The sequence below is a fragment of the Streptomyces sp. NPDC014995 genome (assembly GCF_043080745.1).
Taxonomy (GTDB): Bacteria; Actinomycetota; Actinomycetes; order Streptomycetales; family Streptomycetaceae; genus Streptomyces.
In genome coordinates this window covers 299,010-316,725 of the sequence record NZ_JBIBVX010000004.1, presented here as the reverse complement: position 1 = coordinate 316,725, position 17,716 = coordinate 299,010, and the positions used below count along the sequence as shown (strand labels likewise).

The window sequence follows — 17,716 nt, the reverse complement described above, 5'->3', positions numbered from 1 at the left end:
CCTGACGAGTACCGACGATCGGGGGAGCCGATGGACGACGACGCGGCGGAGGCGCCCGGGGCGGTGCCGGGTGTGGGGGACACCGTCATCCACACCCGCGCCCTCACCAAGCGCTACCGCGGCGGACAGCTCGCCGTCGACGGCCTCGACCTGGCCGTCCCGGCGGGCAGCGTCTTCGGCTTCCTCGGTCCGAACGGCTCGGGCAAGACCACCACGATCCGCATGCTGATGGGCCTCATCGAGCCCACCTCCGGCACGGCGCGGGTGCTCGGGCGGCCCATGCCGCACGCCTCCCGCGCCGTGTTGCCGCACGTCGGGGCCCTCATCGAGGGCCCCGCCCTCTACGGCTTCCTCTCCGGCCGCGACAACCTCCTGCGCTACGACGCCGCCGACCCGACCGCCGACCCGCGCACCCGGCGTGACCGCGTGGCGGAGGCGCTGGAGCGGGTGGGTCTGACGGCCGCCGCCGGCAAGAAGACGAAGGCGTACTCGCTCGGCATGAAGCAGCGGCTGGGTCTGGCCGCCGCGCTGCTCCAGCCCCGCCGTCTGCTCGTCCTCGACGAGCCGACCAACGGTCTCGACCCGCAGGGCATGCGCGAAATCCGTGTCCTGGTCCGGGAGCTGGCCGCCGACGGCACCACCGTCTTCCTCTCCTCCCACCTCCTCGACGAGATCGAGCAGGTCTGCACGCATGTGGCCGTGATGGCACGCGGACGCCTCCTCGTCCAGGGCCCGGTGGCCGACCTCGCGGCCCGGGCGCGGGGCCGGCTCGTCGTGACCACCCCGGACACGGCGGAAGCCGCCCGGGTGCTGAAGGAGCAGGGCGTCGGCGACGTCGTCGTCACCGAGGACCGGGTGACGGGCGAGCCCACGGACCGCGAACCGGCCGACCTCAACGCCGCTCTGGTGACGGCGGGCGTCCGCGTCCGCGGCTTCGGCGTGGAACGCGCCTCCCTGGAGGACGCGTTCGTGGCACTCACGGGGGAGGGGTTCGATGTCGCGGGCTGACACGACGGCACCGGCACACACCGAGGTCGGACGCGGGCCCCACACCGAAGTCGTCCGCGGGGGCAACCCCTTGTGGACCCTCGGGCTCTTCCGCAGCGAGTTCCTCATCACTCTGCGGCGCTGGCGCACCCTCGCCCTGCTGGGCGTGCTGGCCGCCGTGCCGGTCCTCGTCGGCATCGCCGTGAAGATCGAGACCAGCGACGGCTCGACGGCCGGGCCGGGCGGTGGCGGCGGCGAAGGGCCGGCGTTCATGGCGCAGATCACCAACAACGGCCTGTTCCTGGTGTTCACGGCGCTGGCGGCGACGCTCCCGTTCTTCCTGCCGATGGCCGTCGGCGTCGTCGCGGGCGACGCGGTCGCCGGCGAGGCGAACGCCGGCACCCTGCGCTACCTCCTGGTCGCCCCCGCCGGCCGCACCCGCCTCCTGTTCGCCAAGTACGTGACGACGGTGGCCTTCTGCCTGCTGGCCACCCTCGTCGTCGCGGTCTCGGCGCTGGCGGTCGGCGCGCTGCTGTTCCCGCTCGGCGACCTCACCACGATCTCCGGGACGCGGATCAGCTTCGCCGACGGTCTGGCCAGAGCCCTGTTGATCGCCCTGGTCGTCGCCGCGTCCCTGCTCGGCGTGGCCGCACTCGGTCTGTTCGTCTCCACGCTCACCAACAGCGGGATCGCGGCGATGGCGACGACCGTGGGACTGCTGACCACCGTGCAGATCCTCGACCAGATCCCGCAACTGCACGCGATCCAGCCGTACCTGTTCTCCCACTACTGGCTGTCCTTCGCCGACCTGATGCGCGACCCGGTCTACTGGGAGGAACTCCAGAAGAACCTCGGCGTGCAGGCCCTCTACGTCGCCGTCTTCGGGTCGGCGGCCTGGGCGCGCTTCACGGCGAAGGACATCACCGCGTAGCCGCTGCCGTCACTCGGTCTCGAAGGGGAAGCGGGCGAGGGGCGCCTCCTGCGCGAAGAAGGTCTTCGCACGCGCCAGCGCCTCCGTGTCGTTCAGGACGTCACCGGGCTTGCTGCCGTTGCCGAGCAGCACCCCGCCGAACCGCATCCCCATGTACGCGGCCGAGTTGTGCAGCGAGCCGGCCAGCGGATCGGCGACCACCGGCTCCTCGTGGGCGAGCGCGGCCACGCCCCACAGGGTGCGGCCGGCGAGCCTCGCCTTGAAGTCGAGGCCGGGCGTGCGCAGCCAGCCCGCCCAGTGGTCCAGGTAGCGCTTGGTCTGGCCGGAGAGCGAGTACCAGTACAGCGGCGAGGCGATCACGATGTCCGTCGCCGCGAGCGTGGCGTCGAGCAGCAGTGCCACGTTGCCCTCGGTGGGGCGGACGTGGTCTTCGTCGTGGCGCAGGTCCTCGAAGTCGGGCAGCGGGTGCTCGGTGAGACGGATCCACTCCTGCTCGACGTCGGCGGGCAACTGCTCGGCGGCCCGGCGGGCCAGCAGTTCGGTGTTGCCCTCGCTGCGAGCGCTGCCCAGCACGAACAGGAAACGGCGGGTGCTCATGGGTTCCCCCAGATTGTCGGCGTACGACGATAAAGCGCATCTGCATTATATGCGCATGCAATCAGTCTCGCCAGTGGCTTCTGTCGGTGCGGGTCCTGTCGGCGGTGGCGGTGGCACCAGGACCCCGGTCTCCGCCTCCGCGGCCGCCGCCAGGGCCAGCAGCAGCGCCTCGCCTCCGTGCGCCGCCACCGCCTGGAGCCCGGCCGGGCACCCATCCGCGCCGACCCCGGCCGGGATGCTGGCCGCCGGATGCCCGCCGAGGTTGAACGCCCAGGTGAGTGCCGTCGAGTAGCGCTCGCCGGGGCCTTCGTGACCGTGCGGGGGGTTGGGGGTCGTAGGGGTCAGCAGCAGGTCGGCCCGTGCGAAGAGGTCGGCCAGCCGCCGGTCGTTGACACCCCGGACGGCCGCGGCGGTGCCGGCACCGGTACCGGTGGCGCCCGGGGCGCGGAGTGCGAGCCAGGCGGGCGCGGGGTCCTCCAGCCGTACCGGCACCTCCGGCCGCAGCAGCCGTACGACACCGGCGTCCGCGAGACGCGCGGCGGCGGCGCGGGCCAGGGCCAGGGGCTCCGGGTCGGGATCGGCGAAGCCGAGGCCGGGGGAGAAGACGGCGGTGAGCGGGCGAGGGCCGCGCGGCAGGGAGACGGCCGACGGCGCTCCGGTCATCACCCGCCAGTACGCCTCCGCGTCCGCCGCGTACCGCACGAGCACGCCCGGCGCCGCGAGCCCCGTACGGTCGGGTGACGGAAACCGGCCATGCGTGACCTTCAGGCCGATGATCCCGCACCACGCCGCCGGGATCCGCACCGAGCCCGCGCCGTCGCTGCCGGTCGCGAGCGGGACCAGACCGGCCGCGACCGCCGCCGCGGAACCGGCCGACGAGCCGCCCGGCGTACGGTCGGCCCGCCACGGGTTGACCGTACGGCCGTACGCGCCGAGTCCCCAGGTCTGCCAGGGAGTTCCGGGACCGGGCACGGCGGTCGCCCCCACCGGCACGCACCCGGCGCGGATCAGGGGTCCCGCCGCCCGCAGCCCGTTCCGGCCCTTGACGCCGATGGGCACTCCGGCCAGCGGCAGCCACTCACCCGCGGCGACCCGCACGTCGACCTCACTCGCCGACGCCATCGCCGCCTCCTCCCACACCTCGGCGAACGCGCACAGCACACGGTCGGCCCGCCGGATCCGCTCCACCGCCTCCGCGACGACGTCGACGGCCCGCAGCCGCCCCTCCCGCACGGCGGCGGCGGTCCCGACGGCGGGCGGGGGAGGCGGTGCCACGGGTGCGGACCGGCTCAGCGCGCCCGCCGCACGTTCGCGCCCGTGAGGCGGGACAGCGGCTCCGTCTCGCGCGGCGGCTCCCCGGACAGGTCGCCGAGGCGCCAGGACGGGACCCAGGGAACGCGGTACACGTCGATGGCCGACTCGATCAGCCGGATCCGCTGGGCGAGCGGGCGGGGCAGACGGCCCGGGGCGTCCGCCACCAGGACGACCGCGTCCAGGTCGAGGCCGGGCGGGGCGTCCCCGCGGCGGAAGACCTCCAGGGCCCGCAGGGCGGACGCCAGGCCGGTCGCGTGCGTCCGGGCGACCAGCAGGACGGACGAGGGGGCATCCGGGCCGGGCCAGTCACGTCCGCAGTCGTGGCCGCCGTAGACCGCGGCGAGCGTGGAGGCGCCGGCCCCGCCGTGGGTGGCGAGCCACGAGAAGCGCCGGGGCGTGGCGGCGGAGGCGGCCACGGACTCGTACGGTCCCGGTACCGGCTCCGGTGCGGCCACCGGCCCGCGGATCCAGATCTCCGGTCCGCGCTGCCCATCCGTCGTCCGCATGATCCGTGCTCCTCCTCGTCCGCGTCCGGCCTGGTCCGCGTCCGGTCCCCTACCCGTCGCCGCCCCGGTCTCCCCGAACGTGACGACCGGCCCGACCGGCCCTTGGAACGAGGCTGTGACGTCGTGGTGACGTCGGGACAGGGAGCGAGCGGAGAGACTCACAGTACGTGTACGTATGGCCGCACGGGTTATGAGCACGAGGTACGTGCACGGAAGCCGTGTCCGAGTGAGGGAACCGATGTCGCGACTCAGCCGCGAGAAGAAGCGGGAACAGCAGCACGCCGGGCGTCCGGCCGCCGTGGTGGCGCCGCTCGACGTGCACGTCCCCGGGGGCGGGCCGGCGACGATCGGCGGCGTCCCCGTCGTCGCGGCCGACGGCCAGGAGATGCAGCAGGCCGTCCTGGGCCACCTCCACCGCATCGCCCTCGCCACCGGGCATCCGGTCGCCGCCACGGTCCACGACGAGCGCATCGGCTACGTCGTTCCGCTGCGCGTCGACCCGGACGGTTCCAGCCACTTCGCGGGGGAGCCGCTGCGGGTGGCTGCTGAGAGCGAGCCGGAGGAGCCCGACTCTCCCGATCCCGCCGCCCCTCACACCTCATCGCCCGCCGAGGCCCCTGCCGTCCCTCCCGGCCACGAACCGTCCGCGCAGCCCCGGCGGGACAGGTCCACGCACGTTCTGCGGTCCGTGCCGGAACCGGTGAAGGAGACGGCTCCCACGTTCCCGTTGCGCACGGTCCCCGAGCAGCGGCCACACGACGACGTCCCGGCCCTCGGTACGGTCACCGCCCCGACGGGCGTCTTCGGACCACCGCCCACGATGGACGCACCGCCGACCCCGGACACCGACCTCACCCCTCCGGGCCGCGAGCCGGCCTCTGCCCTCCACCGGGAGTCGGTTTCCGTCCCGGACTCGGAGCCGGCCCCTGCCCACGCCCTGGAACCGACACCCGCCTCCGTCCCCGAGCCCGCCCCCGTCCTCCTTCCCGAAGCCGGTCCGAGCCCCGACTTCGACCTCGCTCTCGCCCCCGACTTCGACCCCGACCCCAAACCCACCCCCGCCCGCGGCTTCGACGCCATGGCGGAGGCCGTGCTCGGGGACGACCCGCGCACGCTTCCGGGTGCCGGCGGTGTGCCCGCCCTCCTCGGGGAACCGGTGGCGCAGATCAACGAGGCCGTGCGGGCGGGCCGGACCGAGACGGCGGCGGCGCTCGCGGAGCGGACCGTGACGGAGGCGTCGGCGACGCTGGGGCCGGAGCACCCCGAGGTCCTGCGGCTGCGCGAACTCACCGCGTACATCGCCTACCTGGCCGGTGACCCGCTCCGCTCCTTCCATCTCTCCCTCGACCTGGCCCGGATCCGCCGCCGCGCCCGCGACGCGGAGGCCGCGTACGGCAACGTCCAGAGCGCGGCGGCGGCCTGGCGTGCCGTACGCGACCCCTTGCAGGGCCTCAACCTCGGCGCCGAACTCCTCGTCCTGTGGACGGAGTTGACCACGGAGGAGGGGCCGGCCGCCGAGGACGTCGAGGAGTTGGAGTCGGCGCGCGCCCGCATGACCCGGCTGGCCGAGCGGGCCCGCGCCTCGGGCGCGCTTCCGCGGGGTTGACCCCGCACGCAGGTCTACGCCGACAGCGTCCACACCGCGTACGCGAGCGCGTCCGCGTTGCGGTTCAGGGCCGTGTCGTTGACGTTGGCCGTGGTGTCGCAGGAGGAGTGGTAGCAGCGGTCGAAGGCCTGCCCGGACGTACCGCCCCACTTCGCCGCCTGCGCCGCGGTCTTGGTGCGGCTCGCTCCGGTGAACAGGCCTCCGACCGGGACGCCCGCACTCTTGAAGGGCGCGTGGTCGGAGCGGCCGTCGCCCTCGGTCTCTATCTCGGTCGGGACGCCGAGGCCGGTGAAGTAGTCCTTGAAGGTCTTCTCGATGGCCGGGTCGTCGTCGTAGACGAAGTAGCCGGGGTTCGGCGAGCCGATCATGTCGAAGTTGAGGTAGCCGCTGATGCGGGCGCGGTTCGCGGCGGACAGGCTGTTGACGTAGTACCGCGAGCCGACCAGGCCGAGTTCCTCCGCGCCCCACCAGGCGAACCGCAGGTGCTTGGTGGGCTGGTAGTTGGTGCGGGCCACGGTCAGCGCGGCCTCCAGGACGGCCGCCGAGCCGGTGCCGTTGTCGTTGATGCCGGCGCCGGAGCTGACGCTGTCGAGGTGCGAGCCGGCCATGACGACCTGGTTGGTGTCACCGCCGGGCCAGTCGGCGATCAGGTTGTAGCCGACGCGGCCGGAGGCGGTGAACTGCTGGACGGTCGTGGTGAATCCGGCGGCGTCCAGCTTGGCCTTCACATAGTCCAGGGAGGCCTTGTAGCCGGTGCGGCCGTGGGCGCGGTTGCCGCCGTTGGCGGTGGCGATGGACTGCAACTGGGTCAGGTGCGCCTTGACCTCGGCCACCGGGATGTCGGGGGCCGCGGTGATCGCGACGGGCTCGGGGACGGGCGCCGCGCCGGCTGTGGAGCCGGTGGCGAGCAGCGTGGCGGCGACGGCGGCGGCCGCCGTCGCCCGCCCGGAGACGGAGAGCTTCATGGTGGGGGGCTCCGAGTTCCGCAGGGGCTCCCCACGGGATGACCACAGGGAACCCACAGTGAATGGGGTGCCTGGATGGTGAAGCTGTGGCCAACTCTCCGTCAAGAGCGCTATCTGGACAGCGAGTTCACATAACGGAGCGCGGCTGTTCGCCCAGTGCACACACCCGGTGCACGCGCCCGGTCACTCGCTCGGTGCACGCGCCCCCACTCGCTGAGTGCACGCGCCCGGTCCACTCGCTCAGTGCACGCAGAACTCGTTCCCCTCCGGATCCGCCATCACCACCCAGCTCCCGGACGGCTCCTTCACCTCCCGCAGCACACTCGCCCCCAGCGCCGTCAGTCGTTCGACCTCGCCCTCGCGCCGCCCGTCGCCGGGGTGCAGATCGAGGTGGAGCCGGTTCTTGGCCGTCTTCGCCTCCGGCACCCGCTGGAACAGCAGCCGCCGCCCCAGCCCGGTCCCGCTGCCCGCGTCGAACGGGTCCTCGGGATGCCGTACGGCGATCAGGTCCCGGAAGGCGGGCCGGCCGTGGTACTCCACCGTCGCCTCGCCCGGCAGCGCGCCGACTTCCAGCAACCGCTCGATCAGCGCGCTGTTGTCCTCGACCTCGTAGTGCAGTGCGGCGGCCCAGAAGTCGGCCTGGGCGTGCGGGTCGGCGCTGTCGACGACGAGCTTCCAGTGCACGGGTGCGGGTGTCTGCGTCATGCCACCAGTTATAGGCGTCCGGCCCCTGAACCCGTGCCTCCGCCCGCGGCGCGTCGTCGCGTCCAACGCCCCGCCCGGAAACGCGAGTTCCCTGCTACGGCTCGACGACCTACGGCTCGACGACCTATGGCTCGCCCACCGCTTGGCGAGCTGCGGCTCGAGGGTCTACGGCTTGGCGAGCGGAGACGGTTCGGGCGCCGTGGGTGTGCCCCGCCCCGAGGTCCCGCTCTCCGCCTTCCGTACGGCGTCGGCGGTGGTCGTCGTCAGGGTGGTGCCGGGTACGTCGGTCCCGGCGGCGAGCGTGCGGGCCGTCCGGCGCGCGGTGCGCAGCGCGTCCCCGGTGAGCAGGGCCAGCGCCAGCCAGACCAGCGCGAACCCGGCCCAGCGCTCGGGCGGCATGGCCTCGCCGAAGTAGAGGACGCCGAGCAGGAACTGGAAGACCGGCGCCAGGTACTGCAACAGGCCCAGCGTGGACAGCGGCACGCGGATCGCCGCCGCGCCGAAGCAGACGAGGGGGAGCGCGGTGACGATGCCGGTGGAGGCGAGCAGGGCGGCGTGTCCGGCGCCCTCGGTCGCGAAGGTGGAACCGCCGTCGGCGGACAGCCACAGCAGGTAGCCGAGGGCGGGCAGGAACTGGATCGCGGTCTCGGCGGTCAGTGACTCGACCCCGCCGAGGTTGACCTTCTTCTTCACCAGCCCGTAGACGGCGAAGGAGAACGCCAGACAGAGGGAGATCCACGGCGGACGGCCGTAGGCGATGGTCAGCACCAGCACGGCGGCGAAGGCGACACCGACCGCGGCCCACTGCACGGGCCGCAGCCGTTCCTTCAGGATCAGCACGCCCATGGCGATGGTGACCAGCGGGTTGATGAAGTAGCCGAGGGACGCCTCGACCACGTGCCCGCTGTTCACGGCCCAGATGTAGACGCCCCAGTTGATGGTGATGACGGCCGCGGCGACCGTGACCAGTCCGAGCCGGCGCGGCTGCCGGAGCAGTTCGCCCGCCCATGCCCAGCGCCGCACGACGGCCAGCGCGGCGGCGACGAACACGAGGGACCACACCATCCGGTGGGCGAGGATCTCCACCGCCCCGGCGGGCTTGAGCAGGGGCCAGAAGAGGGGGACGAGCCCCCACATTCCGTAGGCCGCGAAACCGTTCAGCAGCCCTGCCCGGCCCTCACCCCTCGATGTTCCGGCCACGGGCCCTCCTTCTCATGACAGGCATGCGTGGAGCGTCAGGCATGCGTGCACGACGGTAACGCCGAGCACCCCCGCCTGTCATGCCCGTATCGGCATACGGTCATGACAAGCGGGGGTGTGTCGCGCGGGTGTGTCGCTGAGGGGCCTTGGTCAGCCCTTGAGCGCCGTCGTGATCGCCTCGGAGAGCGGGGTGGTCGGGCGCCCGGCCAGGCGGGACAGGTCGCCGGTGGAGACGGTCAGTTCGCCCTTCTCGATCGACGCGTCCACCCCGGCGAACACCGCGGCGAGCGGCTCGGGCAGCCCGGCGCCGACCAGGATGCCGGTCAGGGCCTCGGTGGACACGGCGTGGTAGCCGATCTCCTTGCCGGTCTGCCGGCTCAGCTCCGCCGCGTACTCGGCGAAGCTCCACGCCTCGTCACCGCCGAGCTCGTACGTCTTGTTCTCGTGGCCCTCGCCGGTCAGCACGGCCACCGCGGCGGCGGCGTAGTCCGCGCGGGAGGCGGAGGAGACCCGGCCGTCACCGGCGGCCGCGACGACCGCGTTGTGCTCGAGCACCGGGGTGAGCTGTTCGGTGTAGTTCTCGTGGTACCAGCCGTTGCGCAGCAGCGTGTAGGGCAGGCCGGAGGCGAGCAGGGCCTCCTCGGTGGCGCGGTGGTCGTCGGCCAGCGCCGCGGTCAGGCCGCCCGGCGCGCTGGTGTACGCGAGCAGCGCGACACCGGCCGCCTTGGCGGCGTCGATGACGACCTGGTGCTGCCGCGGGCGGCCCTTGTCGAACTCGTTGCCCGAGATCAGCAGCACCTTGTCCCCGGCGGCGAACAGGCCGTCGAAGGTCTCGGGCGCGTTGTAGTCGGCGACCGCGAGCTTCACGCCGCGGGACGCGAGGTCGGCGGCCTTCGCCTCGTCGCGCACGACGGCGGTGATCTGCTCGGCCGGAACCTTCTCCAGCAGCTGCTCCACGACGTGGCGGCCGAGGTGCCCGGTGGCTCCGGTGATGACGATGCGCATGGTTCACGACTCCTTGAGGGGTGCGGTCTGGCACTAACCCTAGGGAGTGCGCTAACTCTGCGAAAGTACCCACTTTGAAGTAAGGTACTGGCATGGCCGTAAGTAAGCAGGTGGAAGCCCCGGAGTCGGGGGGCATGTGTCCCTCCCGTCTCCTCCTGGAACACGTCACCAGCCGCTGGGGCGTCCTCGTCCTGATCGAGCTGCTCGACCGCCCGCATCGCTTCAGCGAGCTGCGCCGGGTGATCAGCCGGTTCGGCCGGGGCGTCAGCGAGAAGATGCTCACCCAGACCCTCCAGACCCTGGAGCGCGACGGTCTGGTCCATCGCGACGCCAAGCCGGTCATCCCGCCCCGCGTCGACTACTCCCTGACCGACCTCGGCCGTGAGGCGGCGGAACAGGTGCGCGGGCTCGCCGCGTGGACCCACGAGCGCATGGCCGACGTCGAGAAGGCCCGCCAGGCGTATCACGAGGCCCGGGACATCCAGTCCCGGGCCTCGTGAACCGCTGCCGGTCCCGGCGGTCTCAGCCGACGACCGTCCAGGTGTCCCCGCCGGCCAGCAGGGCGGCCAGGTCGCCCTTGCCGCGCTGTTCGATCGCGGTGTCCAGTTGCTCGGCCATCTGGGTGTCGTAGACGGGCCGTTCGACGGAGCGGAAGACGCCGATCGGGGTGTTGTGCAGGGTGTCGGGGTCGGCCAGCCGGGACAGGGCGAAGGCGGTGGTGGGGGACGGGGGGTGCGCGTCGTGGACGAGCACCTCGGCCTCGTTCTCCGCGGTCACGGTGACGACTTTGAGGTCGCCGGTGGCCGTGTCCCGTACGACGCCCTTGGACAGGTCGCTTCCGAAGCGGATGGGCCGTCCGTGTTCCAGCCGGATCACCGCTTCCTCGGCCGTCTGCTTGTCCTTGAGTGCCTCGAAGGCGCCGTCGTTGAAGATGTTGCAGTTCTGGTAGATCTCGATCAGTGCCGTGCCCGGGTGGGCGGCGGCCTGGCGCAGTACCTCCGTCAGGTGCTTGCGGTCGGAGTCGATCGTGCGCGCCACGAAGGACGCTTCGGCGCCGATGGCGAGGGAGACGGGGTTGAAGGGGGCGTCCAGTGAGCCCATGGGCGTGGACTTGGTGATCTTGCCGACCTCGGAGGTGGGGGAGTACTGGCCCTTGGTGAGGCCGTAGATGCGGTTGTTGAACAGCAGGATCTTCAGGTTCACGTTGCGGCGCAGGGCGTGGATGAGGTGGTTGCCGCCGATGGACAGCGCGTCGCCGTCCCCGGTCACCACCCACACGCTCAGGTCGCGCCGGGAGGCGGCCAGGCCCGTGGCGATGGCGGGTGCCCGGCCGTGGATGGAGTGCATGCCGTAGGTGTTCATGTAGTACGGGAAGCGCGAGGAGCAGCCGATGCCGGAGACGAAGACGATGTTCTCCCTGGCCAGGCCCAGCTCCGGCATGAAGCCCTGGACGGCCGCCAGGATCGCGTAGTCACCGCAGCCGGGGCACCAGCGCACTTCCTGGTCGGACTTGAAGTCCTTCATGGACTGCCTGGCCTCGGCCTTGGGAACGAGCGAGAGCGCCTCGATCGTGCCCGTGCCTTTCGTGGACGTCTCAGCCATCGATGGCCTCCTTGAGCGCCGCGGCGAGCTGTTCCGCCTTGAACGGCATGCCGTTGACCTGGTTGTACGAGTGAGCGTCGACCAGATACCGCGCCCGGATCAGGGTGGCGAGCTGGCCGAGGTTCATCTCGGGGATCACGACCTTGTCGTAGGCCTTCAGCACCGCGCCCAGGTTCTTCGGGAACGGGTTCAGATGCCGCAGATGGGCCTGCGCGATCGACTCCCCGGCCGCCCGCAGTCGCCGTACCGCGGCGGTGATGGGCCCGTAGGTCGATCCCCAGCCCAGGACCAGGATTCTGGCCTCGTGCGGGTCGTCGACCTCGACGTCCGGGACGTCGATGCCGTCGATCTTCGCCTGGCGGGTGCGCACCATGAAGTCGTGGTTGGCGGGGGCGTACGAGATGTTGCCCGTGCCGTCCTCCTTCTCGATGCCGCCGATGCGGTGCTCCAGGCCCGGTGTGCCCGGGACCGCCCAGGGCCGGGCGAGGGTCCGCGGGTCCCGCTTGTACGGCCAGAAGACCTCGGTGCCGTCCTCCAGGGTGTGGTTGGGACCCTGCGCGAACTGCACGGTCAGGTCCGGGAGCTCGTCCAGCTCCGGGATCCGCCAGGGCTCGGAGCCGTTGGCGAGGTAGCCGTCGGACAGCAGCATCACCGGCGTGCGGTAGGTGAGCGCGATCCGGGTGGCCTCCAGGGCCGCGTCGAAGCAGTCGGCCGGGGTGCACGGGGCGACGATCGGGACCGGGGCCTCGCCGTTGCGTCCGAACATCGCCTGGAGCAGGTCGGCCTGCTCGGTCTTGGTCGGCAGCCCGGTGGACGGCCCGCCGCGCTGGATGTCCACGACCAGCAGCGGCAGCTCCAGGGAGACGGCGAGCCCGATGGTCTCCGACTTCAGGGCCACCCCCGGACCGGACGTCGTGGTCACGGCGAGCGACCCGCCGAAGGCCGCCCCCAGCGCCGCCCCGATGCCCGCGATCTCGTCCTCGGCCTGGAAGGTCCGCACACCGAAGTTCTTGTGCTTGCTCAGCTCGTGCAGGATGTCCGAGGCCGGGGTGATCGGGTACGAGCCCAGGAACAGCGGCAGATCCGCCTGCCGGGAGGCGGTGACCAGGCCGTAGGCCAGGGCGAGGTTCCCGGAGATGTTCCGGTAGGTGCCGACCGGGAAGGCCTGCGCCGCCGGGGCCACCTCGTAGGAGACGGCGAAGTCCTCGGTGGTCTCACCGAAGTTCCAGCCGGCACGGAAGGCGGCGATGTTGGCGGCCGCGATGTCCGGCTTCTTCGCGAACTTCGACTTCAGGAACCTCTCGGTGCCCTCCGTCGGCCGGTGGTACATCCATGACAAGAGGCCGAGCGCGAACATGTTCTTGCTGCGCTCGGCCTCCTTGCGGGTGAGGTCGAAATCCTTCAGGGCCTCGACGGTCAGTGTCGTCAGCGGCACCGGGTGCAGCTGGTAGCCGTCGAGCGACCCGTCCTCAAGCGGTGAACTCTGGTATCCCACCTTCTGCATCGCCCGTTTGGTGAACTCGTCCGTGTTGACGATGATCTCCGCGCCGCGCGGCACGTCGTCGATGTTCGCCTTCAGAGCCGCCGGGTTCATGGCGACCAGCACATTGGGCGCGTCGCCCGGGGTGAGGATGTCGTGGTCGGCGAAGTGCAGCTGGAACGAGGAGACGCCGGGCAGGGTGCCGGCGGGCGCACGGATCTCGGCGGGGAAGTTCGGCAACGTCGAGAGGTCGTTGCCGAACGACGCCGTCTCGGAGGTGAAGCGGTCACCGGTGAGCTGCATACCGTCACCCGAGTCGCCCGCGAACCTGATGATCACCCGGTCGAGACGACGAACGTCCTTCGTCCCGCCCGGTTTGCGCTGCTCTCCCACGACGGTTTCGTCGGCCGGTTCCGCTGGGCTGCTGACCTGACTGGTCACTGAACTGGACCTCCCTCGAGGTGGCTGTCCGGGAGGGACCTTCCCGAAGGTCCTCCCTGGATCAACCCTACGTCTGTGAGGGTCGCCTTCCCTCGGTCATTTGTATGACGGACACTGCCCTGAGACGACCCGGCGCCCTGACTTGTCATGATTTCCCGCCCTCCGGCGCTGTGCCGGAAGACGCTCCGGCCGAACGCACCGGTTCTCCTGTCACCCACCGGCCGGCCGGCGATACACCGACACCGCCGGCTCAGGAATTCAGGTAGGTGAGGACCGCGAGAACCCGTCGGTGATCGCCGTCACTGGGGGACAGGCCGAGCTTGAGGAAGATGTTGCTGACGTGCTTCTCGACCGCGCCGTCGCTCACCACCAGCTGCTTGGCTATCGCCGAGTTCGTCCGCCCCTCGGCCATCAGCCCCAGGACCTCCCGCTCCCGTGGGGTCAGCCCCGCGAGCACGTCCTGCTTGCGGCTGCGCCCGAGCAGCTGGGCCACGACCTCCGGGTCCAGGGCCGTACCGCCCCGCGCGACCCGCACCACCGCGTCCACGAACTCCCGCACCTCCGCCACCCGGTCCTTGAGCAGATAGCCCACGCCCCGGCTGGAACCGGCCAGCAGCTCGGTGGCATACCTCTCCTCCACGTACTGCGACAGCACCAGCACCCCGAGCCCCGGATGCGCCCTGCGCAGCTGTACGGCGGCCCGCACCCCCTCGTCGGTGTGCGTGGGCGGCATCCGCACATCGGCGACCACGACGTCGGGCAGCTCACCCGCCGCGTCCAGCTCGCCGACCGTCTTCACCAGCGCCTCGGCGTCCCCCACCCCCGCCACCACGTCGTGCCCCCGGTCGGTCAGCAACCGGGTCAGCCCCTCCCGCAACAACACCGAGTCCTCGGCGATGACCACCCGCACCCTGTCCTCCACGATCTCCGGCCCCCCAGCGCACCCGCTCCGTCATCGGCCCCTCAGTATCCCGCGATCCGCGCTCCGCTACCGGGCCTGTGGACAGACCGCCCGGCCCTTCTCGGTCTCTGCGGGCACGAAAACGGCGTCTTCCAGCCGCATGCTCAAAGACTGGCCGGTTTTCGGGTCCCAGAGGGAGATGCGGTCACCGGACGGGCCGAAGGTGACGACGGGGCGGGTGGCGGGTGGGAGGGTGCCGTAGACGGGGGGTGTCCTGTCGGTGGGGCGGACGCAGACGAAGTCGGGGTGGAGGCCGTAGAGGCCGTCCGGGACGCGGCCGTCGGCCAGGGTGTGCCGGTCGTCCGCGGCGGCGGCGTCGACCCGGCTGATGGCTACGACCGACAACGCGAGCGCCGCGGCTGTGCCGTACAGGGCGCCGATCACCAGGGAATGCGAGAACGGGGCGCCGGCCCGCGCGCCGAGGCGGTGCACGAAGCCCGCCGTCCCGACCAGCAGAAGGAAACCCGCCAGCGCGCACAGACAGGTGAACACACCGGCACGCAGTGAGTCCCACCAGTCGGTGGTCACGGGGCTGCCGGGGAGGTCGAAGTGCGCGAGGTACCTGTTCTGGACGACACCGCCGACCCGGGGCACGCCGGCCAGGAGGACGGGCAGGGCCAGCGGGATGGTCCAGGGCAGGGCCAGGCGTAGCGCCGCCGAGTAGCGGACGGCGTGCGCCAGCCCGAATAGGCCCACGGTGACCGCCAGAGTCAGCGACAGGGCGAGAGCGAGGGCCCGGACCATGTTCGGAGCCGTCCCCGGCGCCAGGTTCGTCAGGTGGATCAGGCCCCCGAGGCCCGCCGTGCCCAGAAAGCCGAGGCCGACGACCAGCAGCGCCGCCATGGACGGCCGGAAGGTCAGGCGCCGCAGCCGGTGATCGGCCGGGACGAAGGGCTGCGGGTCGAGCGCCGTGGACAGGGAGGCGATGTCCGGCGTCGGGGACGGCGATCCCTCGGGCACACGGATGACGTGCTCGGGCCGGTCGTCCTTGTCGCCGTTGAAAAAGCCGCGTACCCGGTCCCGCGGGGAGACGGTGACCGGAACGACCTCCCACTCCTGCCCGGGGCTCTCCGGCCGGCGTATCAGCGCGGCCTCCCGCACGACCAGCGACAGCCCGGTGCTGCGGGCCAGCCGGTCCAGCTCGTGCGCCGCCTGCGCCGCGATCCCGCGCCGCGCCCCCAGCAGCCGCACCTCGACCACCTGGGCGACGTGCGACACGGTCACGCCCCCCGTCGGGCCCTCACCCGGCCTCGGCTCCCGCATCGGCCATCCGAACCCCCCGACGACCTCCTTCGCCAGCGCGATCTCGTCGGGGTCGTCCCGTATCTCCACCAGGACCCGCACCCGGTGGTCGAAGGGCGTCCACGGCGCCGCCGGCGCGGTCGCCGTACCGCCGTCCCCCGGCAGCGGCACGGGCGTGGCCGCCCGCTGGCCGTTCAACCGTCCCCGCACCCGCCCGAGAATCCCGTAGCCGGCCACCGCACCGCCCCCGATCCGCACGAAAGGCAAGCAGCGTGCCAGGCGCTGTGCCCGATCGCCAACCGGGTCGACGGCGGGGGCAGGTCCGGGCCGACGGCGGGGGTGGTCCGGGCCGGCACGTATCCGGTCGGCCCGCCGTCTGCCGACCGCCGCTCGCCGTCTGCCGTATGCCGCCCGTCGGCTGCCGTCCGCCGCTCGTCCGCCGTCCGCCGTCTGCACGCCCACCGTGCCACTCGCCCGAGGGGTGTCCGCCCGGTGGCTGGGGCTCTCGTCGCCCGCCGGACCGGCGGACGGTCAGGGGATTGCGGCCGTACCCGTCCGGCTAGACCGACCGCCAGGGAAGTTCCGCCGTCACCCGGGTCGGGCCGCCCACGGGCGAGTCCACCACCAGGATTCCGTCCACCGCGTCCAGCCGACCGGCCAGGCCCGCCAGGCCCGACCCGGCGGAGGTGTCCGCGCCGCCCACGCCGTCGTCGATGACCTGCACCAGCAGACGGCTGTCCACCCGCCACACGTCGACGGAGGCCGACCGTGCCCGGCTGTGCTTGCTGACGTTCTGGAGTAGCTCGGAGACGGTGAAGTAGGCGATGCCCTCGATGGCCGGCGCCGGCCGTTCCGTGAGGTCGACCTCCACCTGCACCGGCACGGTGCACCGGGAGGCCACCGACGACAGCGCGGCGTCCAGGCCACGGTCGGTCAGGACGGCCGGGTGGATGCCCCGGGCCAGGTCCCGCAGTTCCTGCAACGCCGTCTTCACCTCGCCGTGCGCCTCGTCCACCATCAGCGCCGCCGCCTGCGGATCCTCCCGCAGCTTCTCCTTCGCCAGCCCCAGATCCATCGCCAGCGCCACCAGCCGCGCCTGGGCCCCGTCGTGCAGATCCCGCTCGATGCGCCGCAGGTCGGCCGCCGCCGTGTCCACCACGACCCCCCGGTCGGACTCCAGCTCCACCACCCGCGACGCCAGCCGCGACGGCCCGAGCAGCCCGTGCACCAGCACCCGGTCCACCGTCGTCAGCGCCCGCACGATCCACGGCGTGGCCAGTGTGAACAGCAGCCCCACCAGCGCCGTGAGGGTGATCTCGAACGGGTTGTCGAGGTAGACCTGGTGCTGCTCGTCCCCGTACAGCTGGAGCCCGCCCTGCCCGCCGTACACCGGGAACAGCCAGAACCACAGCGGATACGTCAGCATCGCCCAGCCGTACGACCAGAAGGCGACCGCGACGGCGAAGGAGAACACCGCCCACGGCAGGTGCAGCACCGCGTACAGCACGTGCCGCCAGGACGTGCCGCTCCTGAGTACCGCGCCCATCCAGGACAGCGCGCCCCGCCCGCGCGGCCGCAGCGGCTCGGGCGTGGCCACCTCCAGGCCGAGCAGTGTCCGCGCCCGCGTCCGCTCCACCGTCCCGAAGCCCCGGCAGCCGGCCAGCCCCGCCGCCAGCACCGGGATGCCGAGGAACGTCACCAGCAGGCCCGCGCCCAGCGACAGCGTCGTCACCGCGAACGTGAACAGCACGATGCTGATCGGCAGGCTCAGCAGCACGTAGGCGAACTCGCGCCAGGCCCGTGCCTCGACCGGCGCCCGCAGCGCGAGCGGCAGCCGGTGCCGGCGCCCGCCGCCGGGACCGTGCCCGTACCCGTCCGTGTACCGGGTGTACTCCCCGTACTCGCTGTACTGCGTGGTCATCGGCGTCGTCCGTTCTACTCGTCTCGTTGGCGGGGTGTCGGCGGGTTCCTGGCGCTCGGCGGGTCCGGTCTCCGGGGCAGGCTCCGGCGGGGCGACCTCCGGTGGGTCGGTCTCCGCGGGGCCGGTCTCCGGCGGGGTCGGTGGGGCCGCTCTCGGTGGGTCTCGCCGGGTGTTCACCAGGCGCTCGTCAGGAGTGCGTCGGGCGCTCGTCAGGTGTCGCCCCCTACCTCCACCCTGCTCGGTGGCGGGCGCA

The 17,716-nt window shown here is 72.4% G+C and carries 16 protein-coding genes; 4 read left to right on the top strand and 12 right to left on the bottom strand.

Annotated elements, in window-relative coordinates:
- Nucleotides 1-30 precede the first annotated feature (30 nt).
- Together ACF1A1_RS11110 and ACF1A1_RS11105 are read left to right on the top strand one after the other, a co-directional pair.
- Nucleotides 31-1,008 (top strand): ATP-binding cassette domain-containing protein, encoded by a 978-nt coding sequence (locus tag ACF1A1_RS11110; RefSeq protein ID WP_391998885.1) that lies wholly within the window; start codon nt 31-33, stop codon nt 1,006-1,008.
- Complete coding sequence (locus tag ACF1A1_RS11105; RefSeq protein ID WP_391998884.1) at nt 995-1,918, top strand: ABC transporter permease; 924 nt, start codon at nt 995-997, stop codon at nt 1,916-1,918. The genes ACF1A1_RS11110 and ACF1A1_RS11105 overlap by 14 nt, the downstream gene beginning before the upstream one ends.
- Before the next feature lie 9 nt (nt 1,919-1,927).
- Here the strand turns inward: ACF1A1_RS11105 and ACF1A1_RS11100 are convergent, their stop codons facing one another.
- Genes ACF1A1_RS11100 through ACF1A1_RS11090 form a run of 3 tightly spaced genes read right to left on the bottom strand, consistent with a single transcriptional unit; the run spans nt 1,928 to nt 4,335 of the window.
- Entirely contained in the window at nt 1,928-2,515 is a 588-nt protein-coding gene (locus tag ACF1A1_RS11100; RefSeq protein ID WP_391998883.1) for a flavodoxin family protein, read from the bottom strand.
- A 45-nt stretch (nt 2,516-2,560) separates the two neighbouring features.
- Nucleotides 2,561-3,790 (bottom strand): amidase family protein, encoded by a 1,230-nt coding sequence (locus ACF1A1_RS11095; RefSeq protein WP_391998882.1) that lies wholly within the window; start codon nt 3,788-3,790, stop codon nt 2,561-2,563.
- A 14-nt stretch (nt 3,791-3,804) separates the two neighbouring features.
- Nucleotides 3,805-4,335: a hypothetical protein gene (locus ACF1A1_RS11090; RefSeq protein WP_391998881.1), complete on the bottom strand. Its 531-nt coding sequence runs from the start codon at nt 4,333-4,335 to the stop codon at nt 3,805-3,807.
- 238 nt (nt 4,336-4,573) lie between these two features.
- On the opposite strand from ACF1A1_RS11090, the gene ACF1A1_RS11085 reads away from it, so the two are divergent.
- Nucleotides 4,574-5,941: a tetratricopeptide repeat protein gene (locus tag ACF1A1_RS11085; protein ID WP_391998880.1), complete on the top strand. Its 1,368-nt coding sequence runs from the start codon at nt 4,574-4,576 to the stop codon at nt 5,939-5,941.
- A gap of 14 nt (nt 5,942-5,955) precedes the next feature.
- Here the strand turns inward: ACF1A1_RS11085 and ACF1A1_RS11080 are convergent, their stop codons facing one another.
- The 4 genes from ACF1A1_RS11080 to ACF1A1_RS11065 all read right to left on the bottom strand — a co-directional run bounded on the left by ACF1A1_RS11080 (nt 5,956) and on the right by ACF1A1_RS11065 (nt 9,816).
- Nucleotides 5,956-6,906 (bottom strand): M28 family metallopeptidase, encoded by a 951-nt coding sequence (locus ACF1A1_RS11080; protein WP_391998879.1) that lies wholly within the window; start codon nt 6,904-6,906, stop codon nt 5,956-5,958.
- Between the two features lie 240 nt (nt 6,907-7,146).
- Nucleotides 7,147-7,611 carry a VOC family protein gene (locus ACF1A1_RS11075; RefSeq protein ID WP_391998878.1) on the bottom strand — a complete coding sequence of 155 codons (465 nt, stop codon included), beginning with the start codon at nt 7,609-7,611 and terminating at the stop codon, nt 7,147-7,149.
- 165 nt (nt 7,612-7,776) lie between these two features.
- Entirely contained in the window at nt 7,777-8,811 is a 1,035-nt protein-coding gene (gene rarD, locus ACF1A1_RS11070; RefSeq protein WP_391998877.1) for an EamA family transporter RarD, read from the bottom strand.
- Nucleotides 8,812-8,961: 150 nt separating this feature from the next.
- Nucleotides 8,962-9,816 (bottom strand): SDR family oxidoreductase, encoded by an 855-nt coding sequence (locus ACF1A1_RS11065; RefSeq protein WP_391998876.1) that lies wholly within the window; start codon nt 9,814-9,816, stop codon nt 8,962-8,964.
- A 92-nt stretch (nt 9,817-9,908) separates the two neighbouring features.
- On the opposite strand from ACF1A1_RS11065, the gene ACF1A1_RS11060 reads away from it, so the two are divergent.
- Complete coding sequence (locus ACF1A1_RS11060) at nt 9,909-10,316, top strand: winged helix-turn-helix transcriptional regulator (RefSeq protein WP_391998875.1); 408 nt, start codon at nt 9,909-9,911, stop codon at nt 10,314-10,316.
- Nucleotides 10,317-10,338: 22 nt separating this feature from the next.
- Here the strand turns inward: ACF1A1_RS11060 and ACF1A1_RS11055 are convergent, their stop codons facing one another.
- From ACF1A1_RS11055 to ACF1A1_RS11035, 5 genes are all read right to left on the bottom strand, one after another.
- The gene (locus ACF1A1_RS11055; protein ID WP_391998874.1) at nt 10,339-11,418 is read right to left on the bottom strand and encodes a 2-oxoacid:ferredoxin oxidoreductase subunit beta; all 1,080 of its coding nucleotides are present in this window, start codon (nt 11,416-11,418) and stop codon (nt 10,339-10,341) included.
- Complete coding sequence (locus ACF1A1_RS11050; protein ID WP_391998873.1) at nt 11,411-13,339, bottom strand: 2-oxoacid:acceptor oxidoreductase subunit alpha; 1,929 nt, start codon at nt 13,337-13,339, stop codon at nt 11,411-11,413. Before ACF1A1_RS11050 ends, ACF1A1_RS11055 begins: the two co-directional genes overlap by 8 nt.
- 250 nt (nt 13,340-13,589) lie before the next feature.
- On the bottom strand, nt 13,590-14,261 hold the full coding sequence (locus ACF1A1_RS11045; RefSeq protein WP_391998872.1) for a LuxR C-terminal-related transcriptional regulator: 672 nt from the start codon (nt 14,259-14,261) through the stop codon (nt 13,590-13,592).
- A 66-nt stretch (nt 14,262-14,327) separates the two neighbouring features.
- The gene (locus ACF1A1_RS11040) at nt 14,328-15,752 is read right to left on the bottom strand and encodes a hypothetical protein (protein WP_391998871.1); all 1,425 of its coding nucleotides are present in this window, start codon (nt 15,750-15,752) and stop codon (nt 14,328-14,330) included.
- A gap of 349 nt (nt 15,753-16,101) precedes the next feature.
- Nucleotides 16,102-17,463, bottom strand: coding sequence for a sensor histidine kinase (locus ACF1A1_RS11035; RefSeq protein ID WP_391998870.1), 1,362 nt, complete (start codon nt 17,461-17,463; stop codon nt 16,102-16,104).
- Nucleotides 17,464-17,716: the final 253 nt, after the last annotated feature.